Raw genomic sequence first — 20,710 nt, 5'->3', positions numbered from 1 at the left:
CCGCATCGGCAGGCTGCTCGAATGCTTCTCAGCCGCCGAGTGCGCCAATTACATCAGGCATGCCGGATATGCGTCTATCTAAACCGAACGCGCTCTAGGCAGGCGCCCCAGTCGCCAACTGCGCCTCGGCGCTGGCGCGGGCCGACGGATAGTCGGCCTTGCCGTTGGCGGCCCGGATGTCACGGTCGGCGACCACGATCCGCTTGGGCGTCTTGTAACCCGCCAGCGCCTTGCGGACGTGCGCGCGCAGTCCGTCTTCGTCCAGCGCGGCGCCCTGGGCCAGGCGCACGACGCCCGTCACCTGCTGACCCCACTTCTCGTCGGCGAGCCCGATCACCAGGGCGTCCTCGACCGAGGGGTGGGTCTTCAGCGCCTCCTCCACCTCCTCCGGGAAGACCTTCTCGCCGGCGGTGTTGATGCAGGCGCTGCCGCGGCCCAGCAGGGTCAGGGAGCCGTCCGCCTCGACCACGCACCAATCGCCGGGGATCGAGTAGCGGACGCCCCCGATGGTGCGGAAGGTCCGGGCCGTCTTCTCGTCGTCCTTGTAGTAGCCGATCGGATTGGGCGGCCCGATCGCCACCAGCCCCTGCACGCCCGAGCCGGGCTCGACGGGATTGTCGTTCTCGTCGAACACCTTGCAGCGCTCGCCCAGCACGAACTTCGCCGTCTGGACCTCGAAGCCCTTGGCCATCATCGACTGGCCCATGCCCAGCGCCTCCGACGATGAGAAGCCGTCCGAGAGGATGGCGCCCGGCATGTGCTCCAGAAGTCCCTGCTTGACCTCGTACGACCACATCACGCCCGACGAGACGATCATCGCCACGGACGAGACGTCCCAGCGTCCCGGATTGGCGTTCAGCGCGTTCAGGATCGGCTTGGCGAACGAGTCGCCCACGATCACCAGGGTCTGGGGCTTGTGACGGTCCACCGCGTCCAGCATCTCTATGGGATCGAAGGTCGCGCCCTCCAGGGTGATGACCGTACCGCCCGACATCATCACGCCCATGCCGGTCAGGAGGCCCGTGCCGTGCATCAGCGGCGGCGCGGGCAGGATCCGGCCCATCGGCCCCAGGGTGCGGGCGTGCTCGGCCAGGGCCTCGAGCGTCTCGGGCACGGGTCCCATCTTGCGAGCCGCCTGCAGGGTGATCTCGCGCAGGTCCTTGTGCGCCCACATCACGCCCTTGGGCATGCCGGTCGTGCCGCCCGTGTAGATGAAGAACTGGTCGTCGCCCGACCGACGGATATCCAGCGGGCCGCCGTTACCCTCGGTGGCCAGGTCCTCGAACCGCTCGGCGAAATCGGCGACGGCGCCGTCGGGGCTGACCTCGACCCAGGTCTTCACGCCGGGCAGGCGAGGCCGGATCTGCTCGACCGCGTCCCGGAACTCCGAGGCGTACACCACCGCCTGGGCGTCGGAATTGTCGAAGATGTACCAGACCTCTTCGGGCGTGTAGCGGTAGTTGACGTTCACGTGCGTCAGCCGGGCCTTCCATCCGGCCGCCACGGCCATGAGGTACTCGGGCCGGTTGCGCATGTAGATGGCGATCTTGTCGCCCGGCGCCGCGCCCCGGGCGATCAGGGCCCGGGCGAGGTTGTTGGTCGCCTGCCGCGCCTCGCCCAGCGTGACCACCCGGTCGCCGTGGATGAAGGCCGGGCTGTCCGCCGGCAGCACCGGCTCCACGGCGTCGAGGATGTCTCCGAAATTCCAGTCCATGCGTTCCTCCCTCCGGGCCCCCGGTCTTCGCCGGTCTGGGCCGCAATCTGGTCCGAACGCCTATCGACTGCTCTTGACCTGACGGAAGGGAATATCCCGATCGACTTCGGGCTCTTTCGGAAGGCCCAGGACACGCTCGCCGATGATGTTGCGCTGGATCTGGTCGGTGCCGCCGCCGATCGAGGTGAAGTAGGCGTTGAGCGTCAGGAAGTTGGCGTCCTCCGCGCGGGGATGCTCCGGCCCCTCCAGCAGGCTGCCGGCGCCCAGGATGGCGGTGCGCACGCGGGCCTCCTCGTGCAGGATGCGGCTCATGGCCAGCTTGCCCAGGCTCATCACCGGCGACGAGCTGCCCTGCGCCAGGTCGGCCTTGGCGCGGGCCGTATTTAGGGCGTTCAGGCGCTTGTAGGCGATCACCTGCGCCAGATCCTGACGCAGCAGCGGGTCGCCCAGCCGCCCCGCCTCGCGGGCCAGAGCGATCAGCGGCTCCTCGGTCTTCGATTCCGGCGCGCCGCTGCGCGCGCCCCGCGCGCCCTCGCCCATCACCGAGCGCTCGTAGGCCAGGGCCGTCTGGAGCACGCCCCAGCCCTCGCCCAGGTTCTTCAGCAGGTTCTCGGCCGGCACGACGGCGTCGGTGATGAAAACCTCGTTGAAATGGTTCTCGTCGGTGATCTGCCGCAGCGGCCGCACCTCGACCCCCGGCTGCTTCATCGGCAGGAAGAAGAAGCTGATGCCCGCATGCTTGGGGACATCCCAGTCCGTCCGCGCGATCAGCATGCCGTAGTCGGCCGTCGCGGCCCCGGACGTCCACACCTTCTGGCCCGTGACGACGAAGTGGTCGCCCACCTTCTCGGCCCGCGTCCGGATGCCGGCCAGGTCCGAGCCCGCGCCGGGCTCGGAGTAGAGCAGGCACATGCCCACCTCCTGCCGCAGCAGGGGGCCGACGAGCTTGGCCTTCAGCGCCTCGGTTCCGCAGGCCAGCAGGGTGTTGGCCCAGAGGTTCGTGCGATCCTGCCCCGTGCCGGGCGCGCCGACGGCGGCGAACTCGCGCTCGACAATCCGGGCCTGGGCGTCGGGCAGCCCCCGCCCGTGCCACTCGGCCGGCCAGCGCGGCACGGCCCAACCGGCGGCCACCACCTTGGCCAGCCAGGCCTTGTGCTCGGCCGAGACGGTCCAGCCGGCGCCTCCCGGCCCCGGCTTGGGCTTGGGGAGACCCTTCCAGTTATCGGCGAGCCAGGCGCGGACCTCGTCGCGCAGGGCGTCGTTCGCGGTGTTTGCGTCGGCCATGTCAGGCTCCCAGCGCCGTCAGGAAACGCTCTCGGTGGGCGGCCGAGACGCCGAAGAGCTGGGCGTCCGCGCGGGCGCGGCGGAGGTAGAGGTGGGCCGGATGCGCCCAGGTGAAGGCGATGCCGCCGTGCATCTGCACCGCGTCGGCGGTGGTCTTCACATAGGCGTCGGCGCAGGCGAAGGCCGCCAGGCTGACGGCCGCGTCGGCGTCGGGCGCGGCGGCGGCCAGCTTCGCCGCGGCGTTGCGCGCGGCCGATATGGCGCTCTCGGTCTCCAGCAGCAGATCGGCGGCCATGTGTTTCACCGCCTGGAAGGAGCCGATCGCCCGGCCGAACTGATAGCGGTTCTTGGCGTAGTCGACGGTGAAGTCCAGGCACCGGCGCGCGCCGCCGGCCTGCTCGCCGGCGAGGCCGACCAGGGCGAGGCGGAGCGCCGCCTCGGCCGCCGCCCAGGCGTCGCCCGTCAGCCGCCGGCCCGGCGCGGCGTCGAAAGCGATCCGCGCGAGCCGCAGGGTGTGGTCGAAGGTCGGCAGCGCGTGGATCGTCACGCCCGCGGCCCCGGAATCGACCTCGAAGGCCCCCAATCCATCCGGCGTGCGGGCCAGCACCAGCAGCACGTCGGCGCTCTGACCGTGGATCACATAGCTGGCCGCGCCGCTGAGGGCGTCGCCGTCTGCGGTGACGGCCACGCCCTCAGGCGTCCAGGCCCCGGATTCGCCGGTCAGGGCGGCGGCGGCGATGGTGGCCCCCGCCGCGATCCCCGGCAGGAGGCGCGTCTTGGCGTCCGCGTCGTCGAGCCGCTGGAGGAACTCGGCCGCCAGCACGCCCGAGCCCAGCAGCGGGCCGCACAGCAGCGCGGCGCCCGCCGCCTCCATCACGGCCTCCAGTTCGAGCGGCCCGGCGCCCGCGCCGCCGTAGGCCTCGTCGACGATCAGGCCGGTGACGCCCATCTCGGCGAGTTGCGTCCACAGCACGGGGTCGTAGCCCGCCTCGGTCTCCATCGTGCGTCGGACGTCGGCTTCGGCGCTTCGGTCGGCCAGGAGCCGCGTCACCGCATCCTGCAGGGCGGTTCGTTCCTCCGGGGTCAGGCTGGGCAAGCCGCCGCCTCCTTGTTGATTATCGGACGGTATCCGTCTAAAATTAGCCACATGGTCCTTCCGATGGCAAGCGCGCGCCGCCGTGGCTGAAGCCGCCGCCGTCACGCCCGCCGGCTCCGCGCCCCCCGCCAGGGGCCGGCCCCGCGATCCGGGGTTGGAGGATCGCGTGTTCGACGCCGCCATCGCGCTCTACGCCGAGGCCGGCTGGGCGGGCTTTTCGTTCGAGGCGCTGGCGCGCCGGTCAGGCGTGGGAAAGGCGGGGCTGTACCGCCGCTGGGCCGATCGCCAGGATCTTCTGCGCCAGACGCTGGAGGCGCGCTGGCTCGCGCCCGCCCGCATCGACACCGGCGCGTTGCGCGGGGATCTGATCGCCCTGGCGGGCCAGATCTTCGCCGTCCGCACAAGCGCCTACGCCGGCGCGGCGCTCTGGATGGCTCTGGACGCCGAACTCCATCCCGAGATCCGGGCCGCGACGGCGCCCTACGTCGAGGCCACGATCCGCCAGGGCCGGGCAATCGTGCGGCGCGCCATCGCCCGCGGCGACATCGGTGCTTCGGTCAACCCCGGCCTGCTCATGGACATGGTGGTCGGCGGGATCTCGAACCACATCGCCACCACGCCCCCGCGGCTGCGCGCCGCCATGATGGGCAAGATGGACATCTTCACCGCCGACCTCGTGGACGCTGTCCTGACGGGCGTCGGCGCAAAAGCCCGCGAGGAAACATGACGGTCAGCGACAACACCCCTGTGATCATCGGGGTCGGCGAGGCGTCCGAGCGCATCGACGCGCCGGACTACCAGGCCCTGTCCCCCGTGGCCCTGGCGGCGAAGGCGGCCGAGGCGGCGCTCGGCGACGCGGGCGTCCCGGGCCTGGCCGGGGGGATCGACGTGATCGCGGCCATCCGCCAGTTCGAGGTCTCGGGACCGAACGCCCAGGCGCCCTTCGGCGCTTCCGACAACTTTCCCCGCTCGGTGGCGCGGCGCATCGGCGCCGACCCCCGCCGCGCCATCTGGGAAGTGGTGGGCGGGCAGGGGCCGCAGCACCTCGTCAACGAGTTCGCCCACGCCATCGCCGCCGGCGAGATGGAGATGGCGCTGATGGTCGGCTCCGAGGCCATCTCGACCGTCCGCCACCTGGCGGGGAAGGGCGAAACCCGCGACTGGAAGGAGACGGTCGGAGGACAGCTCGAGGATCGCGGCTATGGCATGGACGGCCTGCTGACCCGCGATCTCGCGGGCCACGGCGCGCGCACGCCGATCCAGGTGTACGCCCTGTTCGAGAACGCGCGGCGGGCGCGGGAGGGCAAGGACCGCGACGGCTACGCCCTGGACATGGGCCGCCTCTTCGCGCCCTTCACCCGCGAGGCGGCGCGCAACCCCCACGCCATGAGCCAGCAGGTGTTCACGGCCGAGGAACTGGCGACCGTGACCGGCCCCAACCGCCTGACCAGCGATCCGTTCCCCCGCCGCATGGTGGCCCGCGACCAGGCCAATCAGGGGGCCGCCGTCCTGATGACCTCCGTGGGACGGGCGCGGGCGCTGGGCGTCCCGGAGGACCGCTGGGTCTATCTCTGGGGCGGCGCCGACGTGAAGGAGCGCACGCCGGTCGAACGTCAGGACCTGTCGCGCAGTCCCGCCTCGGTGGCCGCCGCCCGGCGGGCCCTGGACGTCGCCGGCGTCACCGTGGCCGATATCGACGTCTTCGACCTCTATTCCTGCTTCCCGATCGCGGTGTTCAACATCTGCGACGGCCTGGGCCTCGCGCCCGACGACCCGCGCGGCCTGACCGTAACCGGCGGCCTGCCGTTCTTCGGCGGCGCGGGGAACAACTACTCCATGCACGCCATCGCCGAGATGGTCCGACGCCTGCGCGCCCGGCCGGGCGCGGTGGGTCTGGTCGGGGCCAACGGCGGCTTCCTGTCGAAGTATTCTGTGGGCGTCTATTCCACCCAGGCGCGCGCCTTCGCGCCCTTCGACTCCGCGCCGCTCCAGGCGGAGGTCGATGGCTGGGCGGCGCCCGAACTGGACCCGGGCTTCGAGGGCGAGGCGGCGGTCGAGACCTACACCATCGACTACTCCGGCCCGGCGCCGCGCGGCGTCGTACTGGCCCGTTCGCCGGCCGGCGCCCGGGTCATCGCCATGACGCCGCCGGACGATCCGCGGGTGGCGGAGGCGATGATCGCCGCCGACCCGCTGACCCGTCGCGCCTTCGTGAAGCCGGCCGGGGACGGCAAGCTGCTGGTGACGGGGTTTTCGTGACGGGTCTCAGGGCCGACGGACGTCCCGGCCGGCCGCGTGAACTTGCGCGTCAGGAGGCGCCGACCGCCGGCCGCTTCAGACCCAGATGGTCGCGCAGCGTCATGCCATCGTAGGCGTCGCGGAACAGCCCGCGCCGACGCAGCTCGGGGACGACCAGACGCGTGAAGGCCTCAAGGTCCCCCGGCAGGATGGGCGGCATCGCGTTGAAACCATCCGCCGCGCCGGCCTCGAACCACTGCTGCATCATGTCCGCCACGTCCTGCGGCGAGCCGGCGACAACCTTGTGTCCCCGGGCCGAGACCGCCCGGTACATGAGCTGGCGCAGATTGAGCCCCTCGTCCTCAGCCACCTCGCGGAACAGTTCCTGCCGCCCCCGCCAGCCCTCGGTCGGCGGCAGGTCGGGGAACGGCCCGTCCAGATCGGCGCGGGAGAGGTCGGTCCCGGTCAGACCCGACAGCAGGCCAAGCGCCTGACGCACATCGACGAGGTCCTGAAGCGACTGGAACCGCGCCTCGGCCGCCTCGCGCGTCTCGGCCACGAAGGGCATGACGCCCGGCATGATCAGGACATCCGCGGGATTACGCCCCGCCGCGACGGCGCGAGCCTTGATGTCGGCATAGAACGCCTGGGCGCCCGCGAGGCTCTGCTGGGCGGTGAACACGACCTCGGCCGAGGCCCCCGCGAGCGCGCGGCCGTCGTCGGAAGACCCCGCCTGGACGATCACCGGCCGCCCCTGGACCGGCCGGCCCGACTGGAGCGGACCTCGAACCCGGTAGTAGGGCCCGTCATGATCCAGCCGCCGGACCTTCGTGGGATCGAAGAAGCGGCCGGCCTCCTTGTCCAGGACCAGCGCGTCGTCGTCCCAGGTGTCCCAGAGCCCCGTCACCACCTGGAGATACTCGGCGGCGCGCGCATAGCGGTCGTCGTGGGCGAGCTGGTGTTCCAGCCCGAAGTTCTGCGCCTCGGCGTCCGAGGCCGAGGTCACCAGATTCCAGCCCGTCCGGCCCCCGCTGAGCTGGTCCAGCGACGCGAACTTCCGGGCCAGATGGTACGGCGGCATGTAGGTGGCCGAAACCGTGCAGATCAGGCCGATCCGCTCGGTCTGGGTCGCCAGCGCCGCCAGGAGAGTGAGCGGCTCCCAGTAGTAGACCTGCGGTCCCTGGCTCAGCCGCTCCAGCGAGCCGCCGGGCAATCCGACGTTGTCGGCGAAGAAGACGGCGTCGAACGCCGCCGCCTCCGCAAGACGCGCCGACCTCAGGATCGGCTCGAATCGCGTGAGCGCCGAGGGGTCGGCCTCAGGGTGGCGCCAGGCCGCCAGATGATGGCCCAGGCCAAACAGGAACGCGCCCAGGCGCATCTGGCGATCGGACGTCACGACACGGCCCCCCTCCGGCGGCTTCCTAGAACGGACGGGCGGTCAGCGTGAGGCCGAACGTCCGGGGTTCGCCCAGGATGGCGATGTAGGGCGAGTTGGCGCTCGCCATGCCGAACGCCGCCGCATAGTCCTTGTCGAACAGGTTCTTGGACCAGACGTTGGCCGACCACCGCCCGTCGTCGGTGCGGACGCCCAGACCGACGTGAGTGAGCCCGTAGGCCTTCTGCCGGCCGTAGGCGGACAGGGCGTTCAGATAGGTCGAACTGCGCCACGTCTGGTTCGCGTAGCCGAAGACCACCAGACCCGAGTCCAGCGGCTGCTCGAAGTTCAGGCTGACCTGGCCCGTGAAGCGCGGCGCGAACGGAACCCGCGTGCCCGACAGGTCGACCGAGGCCGGCGCACCGGGGAAGGCGTATTCCGGCGGCGGCGGCGCATTGCGGTACGAGACGTATTCGGGATCGCTGTAGGCCGCGCTGAACGAGGCCCGCCAGACGGGCGTGAGCTGCGCCTGTCCCTCGACCTCCACGCCACGCAGGCGCACCTTGCCCACATTGGCGAGGTAGGATCGCGCCGTGGCCCCGACCTGGGTGGTGAGGGTGGCCTGATAGTCCTCGATCTCGTTGTGATAGAGGTTGGCGTTCAGCGTGGCCCGGCCGCCCAGCAGCGTCGTCTTCACGCCGAGCTCGAAGTCGAGCGATGTCTCCGGCTGGATGATGATCGGATCGCCCGGCCGCGCGCCCAGATTGGCGGCGCCCGACTTCTCCCCGTAGCTTGCGCTCGCGTAGGCCAGCACGTCCGGCGTGATCCGGTAGGACGGATTGATCAGCCACGAGACGGCGTCCGACGTCTTCTTGCCGGTCACCGTGAACGGTGTTCCCGCCACGGCGGCGCGGAACGGCGCCAGCGCCGCCAGAGCGCCGGTCAGCGGTGCGCCGCCGAAGGACAGGGCCTCGTTCGAGGCCTTCCGCGTCTCGGTGGTGTAGCGGAGACCGAGCGTCAGGCTGGCGCGCTCGTCGAAGCGGTAGGTACCCTGGGCGAAGGCGGCGAGGCTGTCGGTCTTCGCTTCCCCGCGCTGGTTGGTCTCCAGCCCGTCCAGCGCCACGGCGGGGACCGTCGCGCCGAGGAAGAACGCGCTGGCGGCGCTGAAGAACTGTGTCCGATAGTTGCTCCGCACGTCCTGGCGCAGAGCGTAGACGCCGACCTGATAGTCGAAGGCGCCGCCGGTGGGCGAAGCCAACCGGAACTCCTGGGAATACTGATCCACGTCCACGTCGTAGCCCGCCCGAACGATCGGGAAGGGCGTGCCGTCCGAGTCGTTGCGCGGCCGGAAGTAGAGCTGCCGCCACGCCGTGACCGAGGTCAGGGTGTGTTCTCCGATCGACCAGTCGGCCTGGTTGGAGATCCCGTAGGTGCGCGAGAGGATCCGCTCCTGGGTGTCCAGGTCGGGGTCGCGGGGCAGGTCGTACGAAGGGGTGTACCCGAAGGCGCTCTGCAGGCGCCGCTGCCAGCCGTTCCGCACCGCGCCGTTCACGAACGTCAGCGGGTCGCCCGCGGCCGGATAGTAGTTGTTGAACTCCTTGGTCCTGTAGCCCTCGGCGATGAGGCGGTTCTGGAACCCGCCGTCGCGATAGAGCAACTGGCCGCGCACCGCCCACCGGTTGGTGTCGAGGTAGTCCTTGCCGTCGACCCTGTTGGTCAGCCACCCCCCGCCCGTGTCGCGGTAGATCGTGAGGCGTCCGGCCAGCCGGTCCTCCACGATCGGCCCCGAGAGGTTGGCCCGGAACTGGTAGCGCTCCCGGTTCGCCAGGGTCGCGCTGACCGTGGCCTCCGGCGTGAACGACGGGCGCTTGGTGGTCACCACCAGCGCGCCCAGCGTCGTGTTCTTGCCCAGCAGCGTGCCCTGCGGGCCGCGCGCGAGCTCGACGCTCTCCAGGTCCACGAAGTCCAGCCAGCTGAAACCGGGGTGGGTATAGAACACGTTGTCCACGATGAGCCCGACGCCGGCTTCGGAGCCGTCGCTGTTGGCGTTTCCGCCCACGCCGCGGATCGTCAGGGTCGACACCCGGGTGTTCTGTTGCAGGGCGTTGAAGTTCGCGATCTTGGCGGCGTACTCGGAAACCCGGTCCAGACGCTCGGCCGCGAGCGCCGCCCCGCTGACGGCGGAGACGGTGATCGGGACGTCCTGCAGACGTTCCGCGCGCCGTCGCACGGTGACGACGACCTCGTCCACCTCGCTGGCCGCCGCTTCGGCGGCGACCTCGGCCGCATGGGCGACCGATCCCGTGGCGGCGACAAGCGCCGTCAGCGCGACGGCGAGGCCGCCGCGTCGGTGTATGGCTGGCATTGAGATATCCCCTGGCGGACGTTCGCCGCCCGCATTTCGATGAAAGCTCCAACGTCGCGGCCAGGCGGCGTCCGCCCGGCGTCCCCGGCCCAGGGCCGGGCCGGTCTCAGCGCCGACGACAGATGGTTCTGGTTTGAAGACGCATACTCATTTCTCCGCTCCCCGGAGGCGCGCGACGCCTCGTCACCGAGGCGTCGCACGAGGTCACTCACGACGCCGGGAGGGGGAGGAACGCGTCGCCATATAATTCCTATAGGATCACTTGGTTTTATCGATGCAGTTTTTCTAACATCGCGGCGAGCTTAACCGATGCCGGTGGCTCTCGGGGAAATCCCCGCTACTGTCGGGCGACAAGCCGTAGAACAGGACACGGGAGCGAACGCCATGATGGACGACCCGACGATGAACCGCCGCGCTCTGTTGGGAGCCGTCTCGGTCGTGGCCACAGGCGCGGCGACCCTGGCTCACGCACAGGCGCAGGCTCCCGCGCCCGGCTCGCTGAAGGGAAGGACGATCCTCATCACCGGGTCCAGCTCGGGCTTCGGCCGGCTTTCCGCGCTGCACCTGGCCGATCTGGGCGCGACGGTGGTCGCCTCCATGCGCAACCTCGACGGCGGCCGCCGTCCGGAAGCCGTCTCGCTCCTGTCCGAAGCCAAGGGCAAGCCCGGCCAGGTCCATGTGGTCGAGATCGATGTGACGAAGCCCGACCAGGTGAAGGCCGGTGTGGCGCAGGCGGAAAAGATCGCCGGCGGCGGCCTGGATGCGGTGCTGAGCAACGCCGGCGTCGGCATCTCCGGGCCCATCGAACTGCACGACGAGACCGCGCTGGACACCGAGATGCAGACCAACCTGCTGGGCGGCCTGCGCGTCGCCCGCGCCGCCCTGCCCGGCATGCGCGCCAGGGGTTCGGGCCTCCTCATGCCCGTGTCGTCCCAGCTCGGGCGCATGATCCTGCCCAACATCGGCGCCTATTGCAGCGGCAAGTGGGGGCTGGAGGCGGCCTTCGAGGCGATGGCCTATGAACTGGCGCCGTTCGGCGTCGAGGTGACGATCATCGAACCCGGCGGATATCCCACCCGAATCTGGGAGACGGGCGCCAGGGCGGTCGAAGCGATGCTCGCGCGCAACGAACCCGAACGGGTGAAAGCCTATGAACAGCACATCGCCATGACCCGGGCGACCATGACCGGTCCGCGCGACAGCGATCCGGCCGATGTGGCCCGAGCGGTGGCCGAACTCGTGGCGCTGCCCAACGGCCAGAGGCCGCTGCGCCGCCCCGTGCATCCCAACACAGCCATGACCCAGGCCGTGAACAAGGCGATGGCGGGCTTCCAGGCCCAGGTCCTGGGCCAGGGGCCGTACGCCGCCTGGCACAAGGCCGTGACGAGCTGAAATCGGGAAGCAGAAACGAGAAGCCCCGGCCGAGGTGTGACGATCTCGGGCCGGGGCGGTAGGTCTCGTGCCGGTGACTGGAGAGCCGACGCGCGTCGATCTGGAACGCCGTGACGTTCCGCGCAGCCCGGGCCGGCCGCAATCGACAGCCCTACAGTAGCACCGTCGCGGCCTGGGGCCAAACGTGATTCTTCGACGCAGGCATGGGGAGATGCGCGGCCCCTGACGCTCTCCTCGCCGGGGCCGCGCTCCGATGGCTCGCGGCGCGCCCGATCGAGCCCGGGGCGCCCCGCTTGCGCCGCGCCAGCCCGGCGCGGCCCGACCTTCGCGGCTCTCCAGTCGCACCAAGGTCGCGGCTGAGACGGCGCCGCTGGGCGCCTCCCCTAGGTCGGATCCGAAAAAGTTTCAGAAAGCTGCGGACACCGTCACGCCGAGCGTCCGCGGCCGCAGGGGCGTGATCTGCCGAATCTGGTTCGGGTTGAAGGGGTTGCCGAAGGCGAAGGTGTCGTTCAGCGAATCGAAGGGGTTCAGCACGAAGACCTGGACCCCGTATCGGTCCCCGACCAGCTCGGCCGAGATCTTGCTGCGGATGTAGCCGCCGGTCTTGGGCGCCGCGGCGTCGAACGAGACGTGGGACGAGCCCACATAGTTCACCTGGCCCAGAAGGTTGAGCCGCCAGTCCTCCCGGATCTCGCGCTCCCAGCTCACCAGGGCTCCCGCCGAGGTCGAAGGCGCGCCCGGCAGCGCATGGACCAGGTTGTTGGTGAAATCCCGGTTCGGATTGGACGTCCGCGTCCGGGCGAGGCGACCGTTGAGCTGGACGGTGAGGCCATAGGGGCCCCGATAAGACACCTCGCTCTCGACCCCCAGGATGTGGGCGTCGCCCGCGTTCGTGGTGTAGGCGATGCCGGAGGGGCGGAACTGGTCGGTCTGGATGTCCTCCCAGTCGGCGTAGAAGACCGCCGCGCTCACCGCCAGGCGGCCGTCCAGGGCGCGGGTCTTGGCGCCGATCTCGTAGTTCACGATCCGGTCCGGGCGGAACGTCTCGCGCGCCTCGGGCAGGGGAACAGCCCCGCCCGAATTCAGGCCGCCGGGCCGATAGCCCTCGGACGCCACGGCGTAGATCAGGTGACCCGAACCGGGCTCCCACTGGATCGAGAGCTTGGGCGAGAGGCCGGTGGTCGAGGCGTTGCGGTCGAAATCGCGAGGCGGAAAGCGTTCCGAGACCACGGCCGAGCGGGTCCGCGTGTCGATGTGGAACGCCCGGCCCCCGAGGGCCACGGTCCACCCCCGTGCGAACATCCAGGACGCCTCGCCATAGGCGGCGACCTCGCGCACGTGGTCGCGGCGCGTGTCGCCATACACGGGAATGTTGGGAAGGTTCGGGATCTGGGCCAGGAATTCGGTCGGGGCGTGGATTCGCGTATCCGATCCGTAGAGGCCTCCCAGCCATTGAAAGGCGCCCGCGCCACGAGAGGCCAGGTAGACGTCCTGAACCAGCATCCGCGTGCGGTTTCGCTCGGAATAGGCCGATGTCCGGGCGAACGAGGTGTAGAGGTCCTGGGTCGCCGTGGCGTCGTACAGACTGCTGTAGGCATGGCGGATGTAGCCGCCCGAAGCGACCAGTTCGCCCCAGCCCCAGGACCGCTTCAGGGTGGTGGTGAGGAGCGTGATGTCGTTCACGTGCGGTTCGGGGATGCGGACCGACCGCTTCAGGCCCAGGCCGGGCGAGGTGTAGTGCGTGTCCTGAGACCGAAGGTGCTGCCCCGCGGCGGTCAGGGCGACGGACCAGTTGTCGTCGGGCTGGTAGAGGACGATCAGGCGCGCGCCGCGCCGCTCGGTGCGGTCGACGTTCTCGCGGTCCTGACTGATGTCGTCGAGGTATCCGCCCTGGATTTCCTGGTAGGCGGAGAGACGCAGGCCCAGCCGGTCCTCGAAGACAGGATAGTTGGCGTAGCCCTCCACGGCCGCGCTGGGCGTGCCGCTGCGGGTCAGGGCGCCCGTGGCGCGAACCTCGGCCTGCATGGCGCTCAGGTTCGGACGCCGCGCCACGATCCGGTAGACTCCGCCCAGGCTTCCCGCGCCGTAGAGCGCGCCCTGTGGCCCACGGGCCACCTCGACCCGGTCGACATCCACCAGCCGCAGGTCCGGATCGGGCGCGTTGTAGTTGATGGGGACGTCGTCGAGATAGGTGGCCACGATCGAGCGCGCCCGGCCGGTATAGGCGCCGTCGGCCAGGCCGCGGAGCAGCAGCTTGTTGCGGCCGGGCCCGAGGTTGGTGGCCAGCACGCCGGCGAGTTGGCCCGCCGCGTCGGCGGCGTCGCTGGCGCCCGAGGCGCGCAGGTCGTTCCGCGGAACGGCCGTGACGGCCACCGCGAGTTCCCGGGCGTTCCGCACCCGCTTGGTCGCGGTCACCAGCAGTTCCGCCACCGAGACGGGCGGCGACAGGCGCGGCGCCGGCGCTTCGGGCAGCGGCGAGATTTCGACGGCGCCCGGCGCGATCAGCCGCCAGCGACACGGCGCGCCGGCCAGCAGGCGTTCGAGCGCCTGCTCCACGGTGTAGGGACCCTGAAGACCCACGGCCGAGCGGCCGGTGCAGGCGCCGGCGCCGATCAGGGTGATGTTGGCCTGTTGCGCCACGTCGAGCAGCGCCTCGGCATAGGTCTGGGGCGGGACATGGAACTGGATGCGGGCCGGCGCGGCATGCGCCGTCACCGAGGCGAGGCCCATGCCCACGCCCGCGACAGCGGCCAGCAATTCCCGACGCGAGAGGATGGTCAGCTCCGCCCAGGACCGCCTCCGCCGGCGCGGCTCCCGATCCACGACGCGGCAATCAGCCCATAGTCAAATGGTTCTCGCCCCCTTGGCCCGCACGGACCCAGGCGGGTCAGCCGCGCCCGGTCATTTCCGAAGCAGCAGCGTACCCCGCTCGGAGGGTACCGATCTTACCGGCAGCATCAAGCCAAGACGCGCGACCACCGCGTCCTGATCGTCGATTACGATCACGCCCGTGATCGGCATCCGCGCCAGTTCGGGGTCCGAGATCTCGATCTGGCGCACGAACTGGCGGTTCAGGTCGGCGACCACGTCGGCCAGGGGTTCGTCCCGGTAGACCAGCCGCCCGGTCCGCCAGCCGAAGGCCTCGGCCGGGTCCACCGAGGCCAGCCGGCCCACGCCCTCCGGGTCGATGCGCAGCCGCTGCCCGGGGGTCAGGACGAAGGCCTGTGCGCTCGAGGCCGCGACGGGCGAGACCTGCACCTTCCCACGCGCCACGGTGACGCTGAGCGCGCGGTCGCGGTTGCGGACATCGAATTGGGTGCCCAGGACCCGCACCATCCGGCCGGACGCCTCGACGACGAACGGTCGCTTCGGATCGTGAGCGACGTCGAAGATCGCCTCGCCGTCCGCCAGCACCACGTCGCGGCCCTTGCGCGAGTAGGCCACGCTGAGCTGCGATTCCGCGTTGAGGTCGATCGTTGACCCGTCGCTCAGCGCGATGCGGCGATGCTCGCCCTTGCCGGTCGCATAGACCTGTACGTCGGGTTGTCCGGAGATCTGCGGCAGCACGGCGACCGTCAGCGCCGCCGCAGCCGCAAGGCCCCCGCCCACAATCCAGCGCCGGCGGCTCACGCCCTGGCGCAGCGCCTGACGTCGGCCCAGTTCGGCCAGTTCCGCCCCGACCTCGGGCGCGACGGCCTCGAATTCGTGCCAGACCGCCAGGGCTTCGCGATAGGCTTCGGCGTTGTCCGGGGTTTCGGCCAGCCAGGCGTCGAAGGCTTCCGCGTCGGCAGCCGTGAGGTCGTCACGTTGCAGGCGCGCGAGCCAGGCGCCGGCGTTCGCCGCCGCCCTTTCCTGGCTGATCGTCCTGCCGCTCATGGCTCCATCGTCCCGCAATGCGCACGCTGCGCCGGGCAAGGTCGAAGACGGCGCCACGCCGTCCGGACCCTAGGTCCCCTGTGAAATTCCTGTCCGATCATGGCCGCAACCTGCGGGTGAGGTTGCGAACGGCGGCCTGGATGTGCTGCTCGACCATCTTCACCGAGACGCCCATGGCCTGGGCCGTCTGAGCCTGGGTCAGGCCCTTCAGTTTGTGCAGCCGGAAGGCGCGGCCCATCTGCGGCGGCAACTCGGCCACCGCCTCCGCCAGCAGGCGAACACGTTCCTGGGCGATCAGCGCTTCATCCGCCGCGGCCTCTTCCGCGACGTCCTCGCCGGCGAGCGTGGACCGCGTCTCCTGCCGCCAGCTGGCGTCGCGCCGGGCCGAACGGTCACGGCTTCGCACATGATCCACCAGGACGTTCGTCGCCATGCGGTAGAGCAGGCCTGCCGGGGCGCGAACCGCCGCCTCGTCGTCGAGACCGTGGAGTTTCAGATAGAGGTCCTGGAGGAGGTCCTCGGCGGTCGCCATGCAACGCGTGCGGGCGGCCAGAAACAGGAGCAGCGCTTCGCGCTTCTCCAGGAACGCCCTGTAGAGCGGTCCTTCGTCATCAACCCGCTCGGTGGACCGCGGCGCCGCCAACCCCTGCCTCGTCGTTGCCGCCTTCCGGCGGGCGTATCCTTACTGCCCGCATGGCGAAGGAACGACCTCTTGCCAAGCCTTTTCGCCCGGCCTCTGCTGGAGCCTCCGGAGACGAAAGCGGCGAATGACGGGGCGACCCGTCCTGGAAGCCGAGGCCGCGGGCGAGCTGGGCGGCCCGGAGCGTCAGTTCGCGATTCCTCGCCGAGAGCCGCGTCCGACCAACCTCGGGGCCGGCGCATTTCCTCCGGCCGCGAGACGCCCTAACTTCCGGGCGCGGGAGGACCCCAAGGTGACCGACGACCCCGGCCGGAACGACGACGCCCGTCCTGGGGTCGAGCCCGCGATCCCGCGGAGGCATCCTGAATTGGAGACCCTTCGGGACCGGATCGCCGCCAACCTGACGGCCTTCGAGCGCATCGCAATCGCGCCCGCCGGCCGCCGCCGCGCCGCCGTGGCCATCGTGCTCGCGCCCAGCGACCTGGGACCGGCCTATCTGCTCACGCGCCGCGCGCTGCACCTGCGTCGGAACGCCGGCAACTACGCCCTGCCCGGCGGAGGGCTCGACCCGGGCGAGGACGCCATCGACGCCGCTTTGCGGGAGACCGACGAGGAAGTCGGCGTACGCCTGACCCGCGCCGCTGCCCTTGGCCTCCTCGACGATTTCGTGACCCTGGGCGAGCAGGTCGTGACTCCCGTGGTCCTCTGGACGCCCGACCCCGTTGCGCTGTCGCCGGCTCCCGAGGAAGTCCAGGCGGCCTGGTTCGTCCCGCTGGCCGACCTCGACCACCCGCGCGCGCCGCGTCGGATCCGCAATCCGCCAGGCCCGCCGCTCCTGCGCATGTACGCCCGGGGAAGCTGGATCAATGCGCCGACCGCCGCCTGGCTGTGGCAGTTCCGCGAGGTCTGCCTCCGCGGACGCCCCGTCCGCACCGACGCCATCGGACAGCCGAACTGGACGGCGCGGTGAGGCAATCCCCGGCCCGCCGAGCAAACCTGCGGGCGTCCAGAGATCGAAGGCGGCTACACGGCGGCCTGAAAAGCCGCTATGCCGCCCGCAAGTTTACGCAAGGAGAGCCTCGATGCCGCTGGACACCGGCGCCCCGCAGAAGACCTATCGCTGGGACGATCCCCTGGACCTCTCCTCGCGGCTGTCGGACGAGGAGCGGATGATCTGGGACGCGGCGCGCCAGTACGCCCGCGAGAAGCTCCTGCCCCGCGTGGTGTCCGCGTACGCCGAAGAGCGGTTCGACCGCGAGATCATGACCGAGATGGGCGAACTGGGCTTCCTGGGCCCGACGCTGCCCGAAGAATACGGCTGCGCCGGCGTGAACCACGTGGCCTACGGCCTGATCGCGCGCGAGATCGAGGCGATCGACAGCGGCTACCGCTCGGCGATGAGCGTGCAGTCCTCGCTGGTCATGTATCCGATCTACGCCTTCGGCTCCGAAGAGCAGAAGCGCAAGTACCTCCCCGGCATGGCGGCGGGCCGGATCATCGGCTGCTTCGGCCTGACCGAACCGGACGGCGGCTCCGACCCCGCCTCCATGCGCACGACGGCGAAGAAGGTCTCGGACGGCTACGTGCTGAACGGCGCCAAGATGTGGATCACCAACAGTCCGGTCAGCGACGTGGCCCTGGTGTGGGCCAAGCTGGACGGCAAGATCCGCGGCTTCCTCGTGGAGCGCGGAACCCCGGGCTTCGAGACGCCCAAGATCCAGAACAAGCTCTCCCTGCGCGCCTCGGTCACCGGCGAGATCTCGCTGTCCGACGTCCACGTGTCCGAAGACGCGATGCTGCCGAACGTAGAGGGCCTGCGCGGGCCGTTCTCGTGCCTGAACAAGGCCCGCTACGGCATCGCCTGGGGCGCCATGGGCGCGGCCGAGTTCTGCCTTCACGCCAGCCGGGACTACGTCTCCAGCCGCAGCCTGTTCGGTCGCACCCTGGCCTCGCGCCAGCTCGTGCAGAAGAAGCTGGCCGACATGTCCACCGAGATCGCCCTGGGCTTCGAGGGCGCTCTGGCCCTGGGCCGGCTGATCGACGAGGGCGCGTGGGTTCCCGAAGCCATCTCGATGCTCAAGCGCAACAACTGCGGCAAGGCCCTCGACATCGCCCGCGTCGCCCGCGACATGCACGGCGGCAACGGCATCTCGGGCGAGTACCACGTCATGCGCCACGCCTCGAACCTCGAGACCGTCAACACCTACGAAGGCGCTCACGACGTGCACGCCCTCATCCTCGGACGCGCCATCACCGGCGAAAGCGCCTTTTGACGCGGACGCCAGAATACAACTCAAATTTTACAGTTCTCTCGATAACCCTTCCGGCGCGCACCCGGGCCTGACGCCCGGCCGCCCCGGGGGACACGCATGGTTCGGAAGAGCGCGGAAGGCGCCGCCGACAAGGCCGAGATGGTCCGCTGGCTGTTCCAGAACAGCCGCGACCTGATGCATGTCGCGGGGCCGGATGGCCGGTTCCGGGTGGTCAACGCGGCGTGGTGCGAGATCACCGGGCTCGGCGAAACCGAGCTCCTCGGACGCCTGTGCCTGGACTTCTATCATCCCGACGACGTCCGCGACGTGCGGGGCCGCGCCCGGCGGGTCCGGCCCGGCGACGTCTCCGACTCCGAGATCCGCGTGGCCGACGGGCGCGGCGGCTGGCGCTGGTTCCGCGGCCGCCGCGAGGTGATGACCGACGGCAGCCACGTGGTCATGCTGCGCGACGACACCATCGATCGCGCCTATCGACGGGAGATCGAGGAAGGCCGCCGCACCCGCAAGATGCTGGGCGCCGCAGCCGGCATCGGCATCTGGTCCTTCGATCCCATCGCCAACACCATCTGGTGGTCGGACGAACTCATCGAACTGCTGGGCTTCGATCGCGACGTGGTCTGGACGCCGGACCGCTTCTACGAGACGGTCCATCCGCAGGACCGGGCCAGCATGCGCGAGGCTCTTACCCGCGCCGTGCAGGACGGCGAGAACGTCCGGCTCGAACACCGCGTCCGGACGCCGCGCGGCTGGGCCGCCATGCGCGTGACCGTCCGCACCCAGCAGGTCGCCGAAGGCGTGCACCGTCTCCAGGGCATCTCCGAGGACATCACAGAGCTCGCCGACGCCAGAGACCTCGCCCGACGCGAGGAGCAGCGCGCCCGACGCGCCCGACGCGAGGTCCAGGCCAACGCCAGCCGCCTCAACCTGGCGCTCGAGGCCGCCGAGGCGGGCGTCTACGAGATCGACCACGTCCGGCGCACCTTCTGGTGCTCGCCCGAGTTCGAGCGCATCACGGGCCAGACGAACTCCAGCTACGAGGAGGCCGTCGATCTCCGCTATCCCGGCTTCCATCCCGACGACCTGCCGCACATCCGCGCCTCGTTCCGGGCGTTGCACCGCGGCGACAAGCGGTCAGGCGAGAGCTTCGAGGCGCGCATCATCCGGCCCGACGGAAGCGAGCGCTGGGTGCGCGTCTTCCACCACCTGGAGGTCAACAGGAACGGCCGCTGGCTGAAGGCCGGGGGCCTGATCCAGGATTGCGACGCGCTGAAGCGACAGGAACTGGCGCTCGAGGAGGCGCGCGCCGCCGCCGAAGCCGCCGCCGAGGCCAAGGCCGCCTTCCTGGCCAACATGAGCCACGAGATCCGTACGCCCCTGAACGGCGTGATGGGCGTGCTGCACCTGCTGAAGGGCGAGCGGCTGTCGCGCGACGGCCGGGCGCTGCTGTCCGAGGCCCTGTCCTGCGGGGGCATGCTGGCCGAGCTGCTCAACGACGTGATCGACTTCTCCAAGATCGAGGCCGGTCGCCTCGAACTCTCCTGCGAGCCAGTGGACCCGGCCGCGCTGGTGGACGGGGTCGTGCGTCTTCTGGAACCCCAGGCGCAGGAGAAGGGCCTGGAGGTGATCGTCCGCAACGCGCCCGGCCTGGGCTGGGTGATGTCGGACCCGATCCGCCTGCGTCAGGCGCTGTTCAACCTGATCGGCAACGCCGTGAAATTCACCGAAGCCGGTCACGTCGTAGTCCGCACTCTGCGACCCGAGCCCGGCGTGCTGCGTCTCGAGGTGGAAGACACCGGGGTGGGCATCCCGCTTGCCGCCCACGCGCGCCTGTTCGAGCGCTTCAACCAGGCCGACGCCTCGACCACCCGGCGCTTCGGCGGCTCGGGTCTGGGCCTGGCGATCACGCGCCGCTTGGCCGAGCTGATGCACGGCCGCGTCGGCTTCTCGTCGGTCGAAGGCGAGGGCTCCGCATTCTGGCTGGAGGTGCGGGCCGAGGACGCCCAGGCGCCGGCCGAAACGTCCCACGAGGCCCAGCCGGTTCTCGACGGCCTCCGGCTGCTCGTGGTCGAAGACAATCCCACCAACCGTCTGATCGCCACCCGGCTACTGGAGAGCCTGGGCGCGAGCGTCGAAACCGCCGACGACGGCTATGCCGGCGTGGCGGCCGCGGGCCGCGGCGCCTTCGACCTGATCCTGATGGACATCCAGATGCCCGGCATCGACGGACTGGAGGCCGCTCGTCGCATCCGCGCCCTGGGCGGCGCGGCGGCGGCGACGCCCATCGTAGCCCTCACCGCAAACGTCCTCGCCCACCAGCGCCAGGCCTATCTGGACGCCGGAATGGACGGCGTGGTCGGCAAGCCTATCGCCCCGGGGCTCCTGCTCGCCGAGATCGCCGCGGCCGCCGGCCGCCGGGAGACCAACGCAGACCCCGGCCGCAGCGCCGCATGACAGCGG

14 protein-coding genes are annotated in these 20,710 nt (G+C 70.6%); 6 read left to right on the top strand and 8 right to left on the bottom strand.

From position 1 onward, the window contains the following. Window positions 1-94: 94 nt before the first annotated feature. The 3 genes from ABS78_RS08670 to ABS78_RS08660 are packed head-to-tail and all read right to left on the bottom strand — an operon-like array spanning window position 95 to window position 4,094. Window positions 95-1,714, bottom strand: coding sequence for an acyl-CoA synthetase (locus tag ABS78_RS08670; RefSeq protein ID WP_293377159.1), 1,620 nt, complete (start codon window positions 1,712-1,714; stop codon window positions 95-97). Between the two features lie 60 nt (window positions 1,715-1,774). After that, entirely contained in the window at window positions 1,775-2,998 is a 1,224-nt protein-coding gene (locus ABS78_RS08665; protein ID WP_293377156.1) for an acyl-CoA dehydrogenase family protein, read from the bottom strand. A gap of 1 nt (window position 2,999) precedes the next feature. Further along, entirely contained in the window at window positions 3,000-4,094 is a 1,095-nt protein-coding gene (locus ABS78_RS08660; protein WP_293377153.1) for an acyl-CoA dehydrogenase family protein, read from the bottom strand. A gap of 166 nt (window positions 4,095-4,260) precedes the next feature. Between ABS78_RS08660 and ABS78_RS08655 the strand changes: the two genes are divergently transcribed. Then, window positions 4,261-4,821 (top strand): TetR/AcrR family transcriptional regulator, encoded by a 561-nt coding sequence (locus ABS78_RS08655; protein ID WP_293377150.1) that lies wholly within the window; start codon window positions 4,261-4,263, stop codon window positions 4,819-4,821. Continuing rightward, a complete protein-coding gene (locus ABS78_RS08650; RefSeq protein WP_293377147.1) occupies window positions 4,818-6,353 on the top strand; it encodes an acetyl-CoA acetyltransferase in 1,536 nt (511 codons plus the stop codon). The genes ABS78_RS08655 and ABS78_RS08650 overlap by 4 nt, the downstream gene beginning before the upstream one ends. A gap of 49 nt (window positions 6,354-6,402) precedes the next feature. On the opposite strand, the gene ABS78_RS08645 is transcribed toward ABS78_RS08650, so the two are convergent. Both ABS78_RS08645 and ABS78_RS08640 read right to left on the bottom strand, forming a co-directional pair. Then, window positions 6,403-7,728, bottom strand: coding sequence for an LLM class flavin-dependent oxidoreductase (locus tag ABS78_RS08645; RefSeq protein ID WP_293377144.1), 1,326 nt, complete (start codon window positions 7,726-7,728; stop codon window positions 6,403-6,405). 25 nt (window positions 7,729-7,753) lie between these two features. Beyond that, window positions 7,754-10,072, bottom strand: a complete 2,319-nt coding sequence (locus ABS78_RS08640; protein WP_293377141.1) for a TonB-dependent receptor — start codon at window positions 10,070-10,072, stop codon at window positions 7,754-7,756. A 384-nt stretch (window positions 10,073-10,456) separates the two neighbouring features. Between ABS78_RS08640 and ABS78_RS08635 the strand changes: the two genes are divergently transcribed. Next, window positions 10,457-11,464, top strand: coding sequence for an SDR family NAD(P)-dependent oxidoreductase (locus ABS78_RS08635; protein ID WP_293377138.1), 1,008 nt, complete (start codon window positions 10,457-10,459; stop codon window positions 11,462-11,464). Between the two features lie 405 nt (window positions 11,465-11,869). Here ABS78_RS08635 and ABS78_RS08630 read toward each other — a convergent pair whose 3' ends face one another. The 3 genes from ABS78_RS08630 to ABS78_RS08620 all read right to left on the bottom strand — a co-directional run bounded on the left by ABS78_RS08630 (window position 11,870) and on the right by ABS78_RS08620 (window position 15,983). Continuing rightward, on the bottom strand, window positions 11,870-14,221 hold the full coding sequence (locus ABS78_RS08630; protein ID WP_293377135.1) for a TonB-dependent receptor: 2,352 nt from the start codon (window positions 14,219-14,221) through the stop codon (window positions 11,870-11,872). A gap of 144 nt (window positions 14,222-14,365) precedes the next feature. After that, a complete protein-coding gene (locus ABS78_RS08625; RefSeq protein WP_293377132.1) occupies window positions 14,366-15,340 on the bottom strand; it encodes a FecR domain-containing protein in 975 nt (324 codons plus the stop codon). A gap of 97 nt (window positions 15,341-15,437) precedes the next feature. Further along, the gene (locus tag ABS78_RS08620; RefSeq protein WP_293377129.1) at window positions 15,438-15,983 is read right to left on the bottom strand and encodes an RNA polymerase sigma factor; all 546 of its coding nucleotides are present in this window, start codon (window positions 15,981-15,983) and stop codon (window positions 15,438-15,440) included. Window positions 15,984-16,272: 289 nt separating this feature from the next. Here ABS78_RS08620 and ABS78_RS08615 point away from each other — a divergent pair, with 289 nt between their 5' ends. The 3 genes from ABS78_RS08615 to ABS78_RS08605 all read left to right on the top strand — a co-directional run bounded on the left by ABS78_RS08615 (window position 16,273) and on the right by ABS78_RS08605 (window position 20,704). After that, window positions 16,273-16,950 carry a CoA pyrophosphatase gene (locus tag ABS78_RS08615; protein WP_293377126.1) on the top strand — a complete coding sequence of 226 codons (678 nt, stop codon included), beginning with the start codon at window positions 16,273-16,275 and terminating at the stop codon, window positions 16,948-16,950. A 112-nt stretch (window positions 16,951-17,062) separates the two neighbouring features. Next, entirely contained in the window at window positions 17,063-18,253 is a 1,191-nt protein-coding gene (locus tag ABS78_RS08610) for an acyl-CoA dehydrogenase (RefSeq protein WP_293377123.1), read from the top strand. 96 nt (window positions 18,254-18,349) lie between these two features. After that, window positions 18,350-20,704 (top strand): PAS domain-containing protein, encoded by a 2,355-nt coding sequence (locus ABS78_RS08605; RefSeq protein WP_293377120.1) that lies wholly within the window; start codon window positions 18,350-18,352, stop codon window positions 20,702-20,704. The last annotated feature ends 6 nt before the right edge of the window (window positions 20,705-20,710 follow it).

Origin of the sequence: Phenylobacterium sp. SCN 70-31, from assembly GCF_001724605.1 — a bacterium.
Classification (GTDB): domain Bacteria; phylum Pseudomonadota; class Alphaproteobacteria; order Caulobacterales; family Caulobacteraceae; genus Phenylobacterium.
This window is presented reverse-complemented; position numbering and strand designations above follow the sequence as displayed.

What these genes read in the sequence shown, in the direction of transcription:
- ABS78_RS08670 (WP_293377159.1), bottom strand. Translation starts at nt 1,714, where the DNA reads ATGGACTGGAATTTCGGAGACATCCTCGACGCCGTGGAGCCGGTGCTG.
- ABS78_RS08665 (WP_293377156.1), bottom strand. Translation starts at nt 2,998, where the DNA reads ATGGCCGACGCAAACACCGCGAACGACGCCCTGCGCGACGAGGTCCGC.
- ABS78_RS08650 (WP_293377147.1), top strand. Translation starts at nt 4,818, where the DNA reads ATGACGGTCAGCGACAACACCCCTGTGATCATCGGGGTCGGCGAGGCG.
- ABS78_RS08640 (WP_293377141.1), bottom strand. Translation starts at nt 10,072, where the DNA reads ATGCCAGCCATACACCGACGCGGCGGCCTCGCCGTCGCGCTGACGGCG.
- ABS78_RS08635 (WP_293377138.1), top strand. Translation starts at nt 10,457, where the DNA reads ATGATGGACGACCCGACGATGAACCGCCGCGCTCTGTTGGGAGCCGTC.
- ABS78_RS08625 (WP_293377132.1), bottom strand. Translation starts at nt 15,340, where the DNA reads ATGAGCGGCAGGACGATCAGCCAGGAAAGGGCGGCGGCGAACGCCGGC.
- ABS78_RS08610 (WP_293377123.1), top strand. Translation starts at nt 17,063, where the DNA reads ATGCCGCTGGACACCGGCGCCCCGCAGAAGACCTATCGCTGGGACGAT.
- ABS78_RS08605 (WP_293377120.1), top strand. Translation starts at nt 18,350, where the DNA reads ATGGTTCGGAAGAGCGCGGAAGGCGCCGCCGACAAGGCCGAGATGGTC.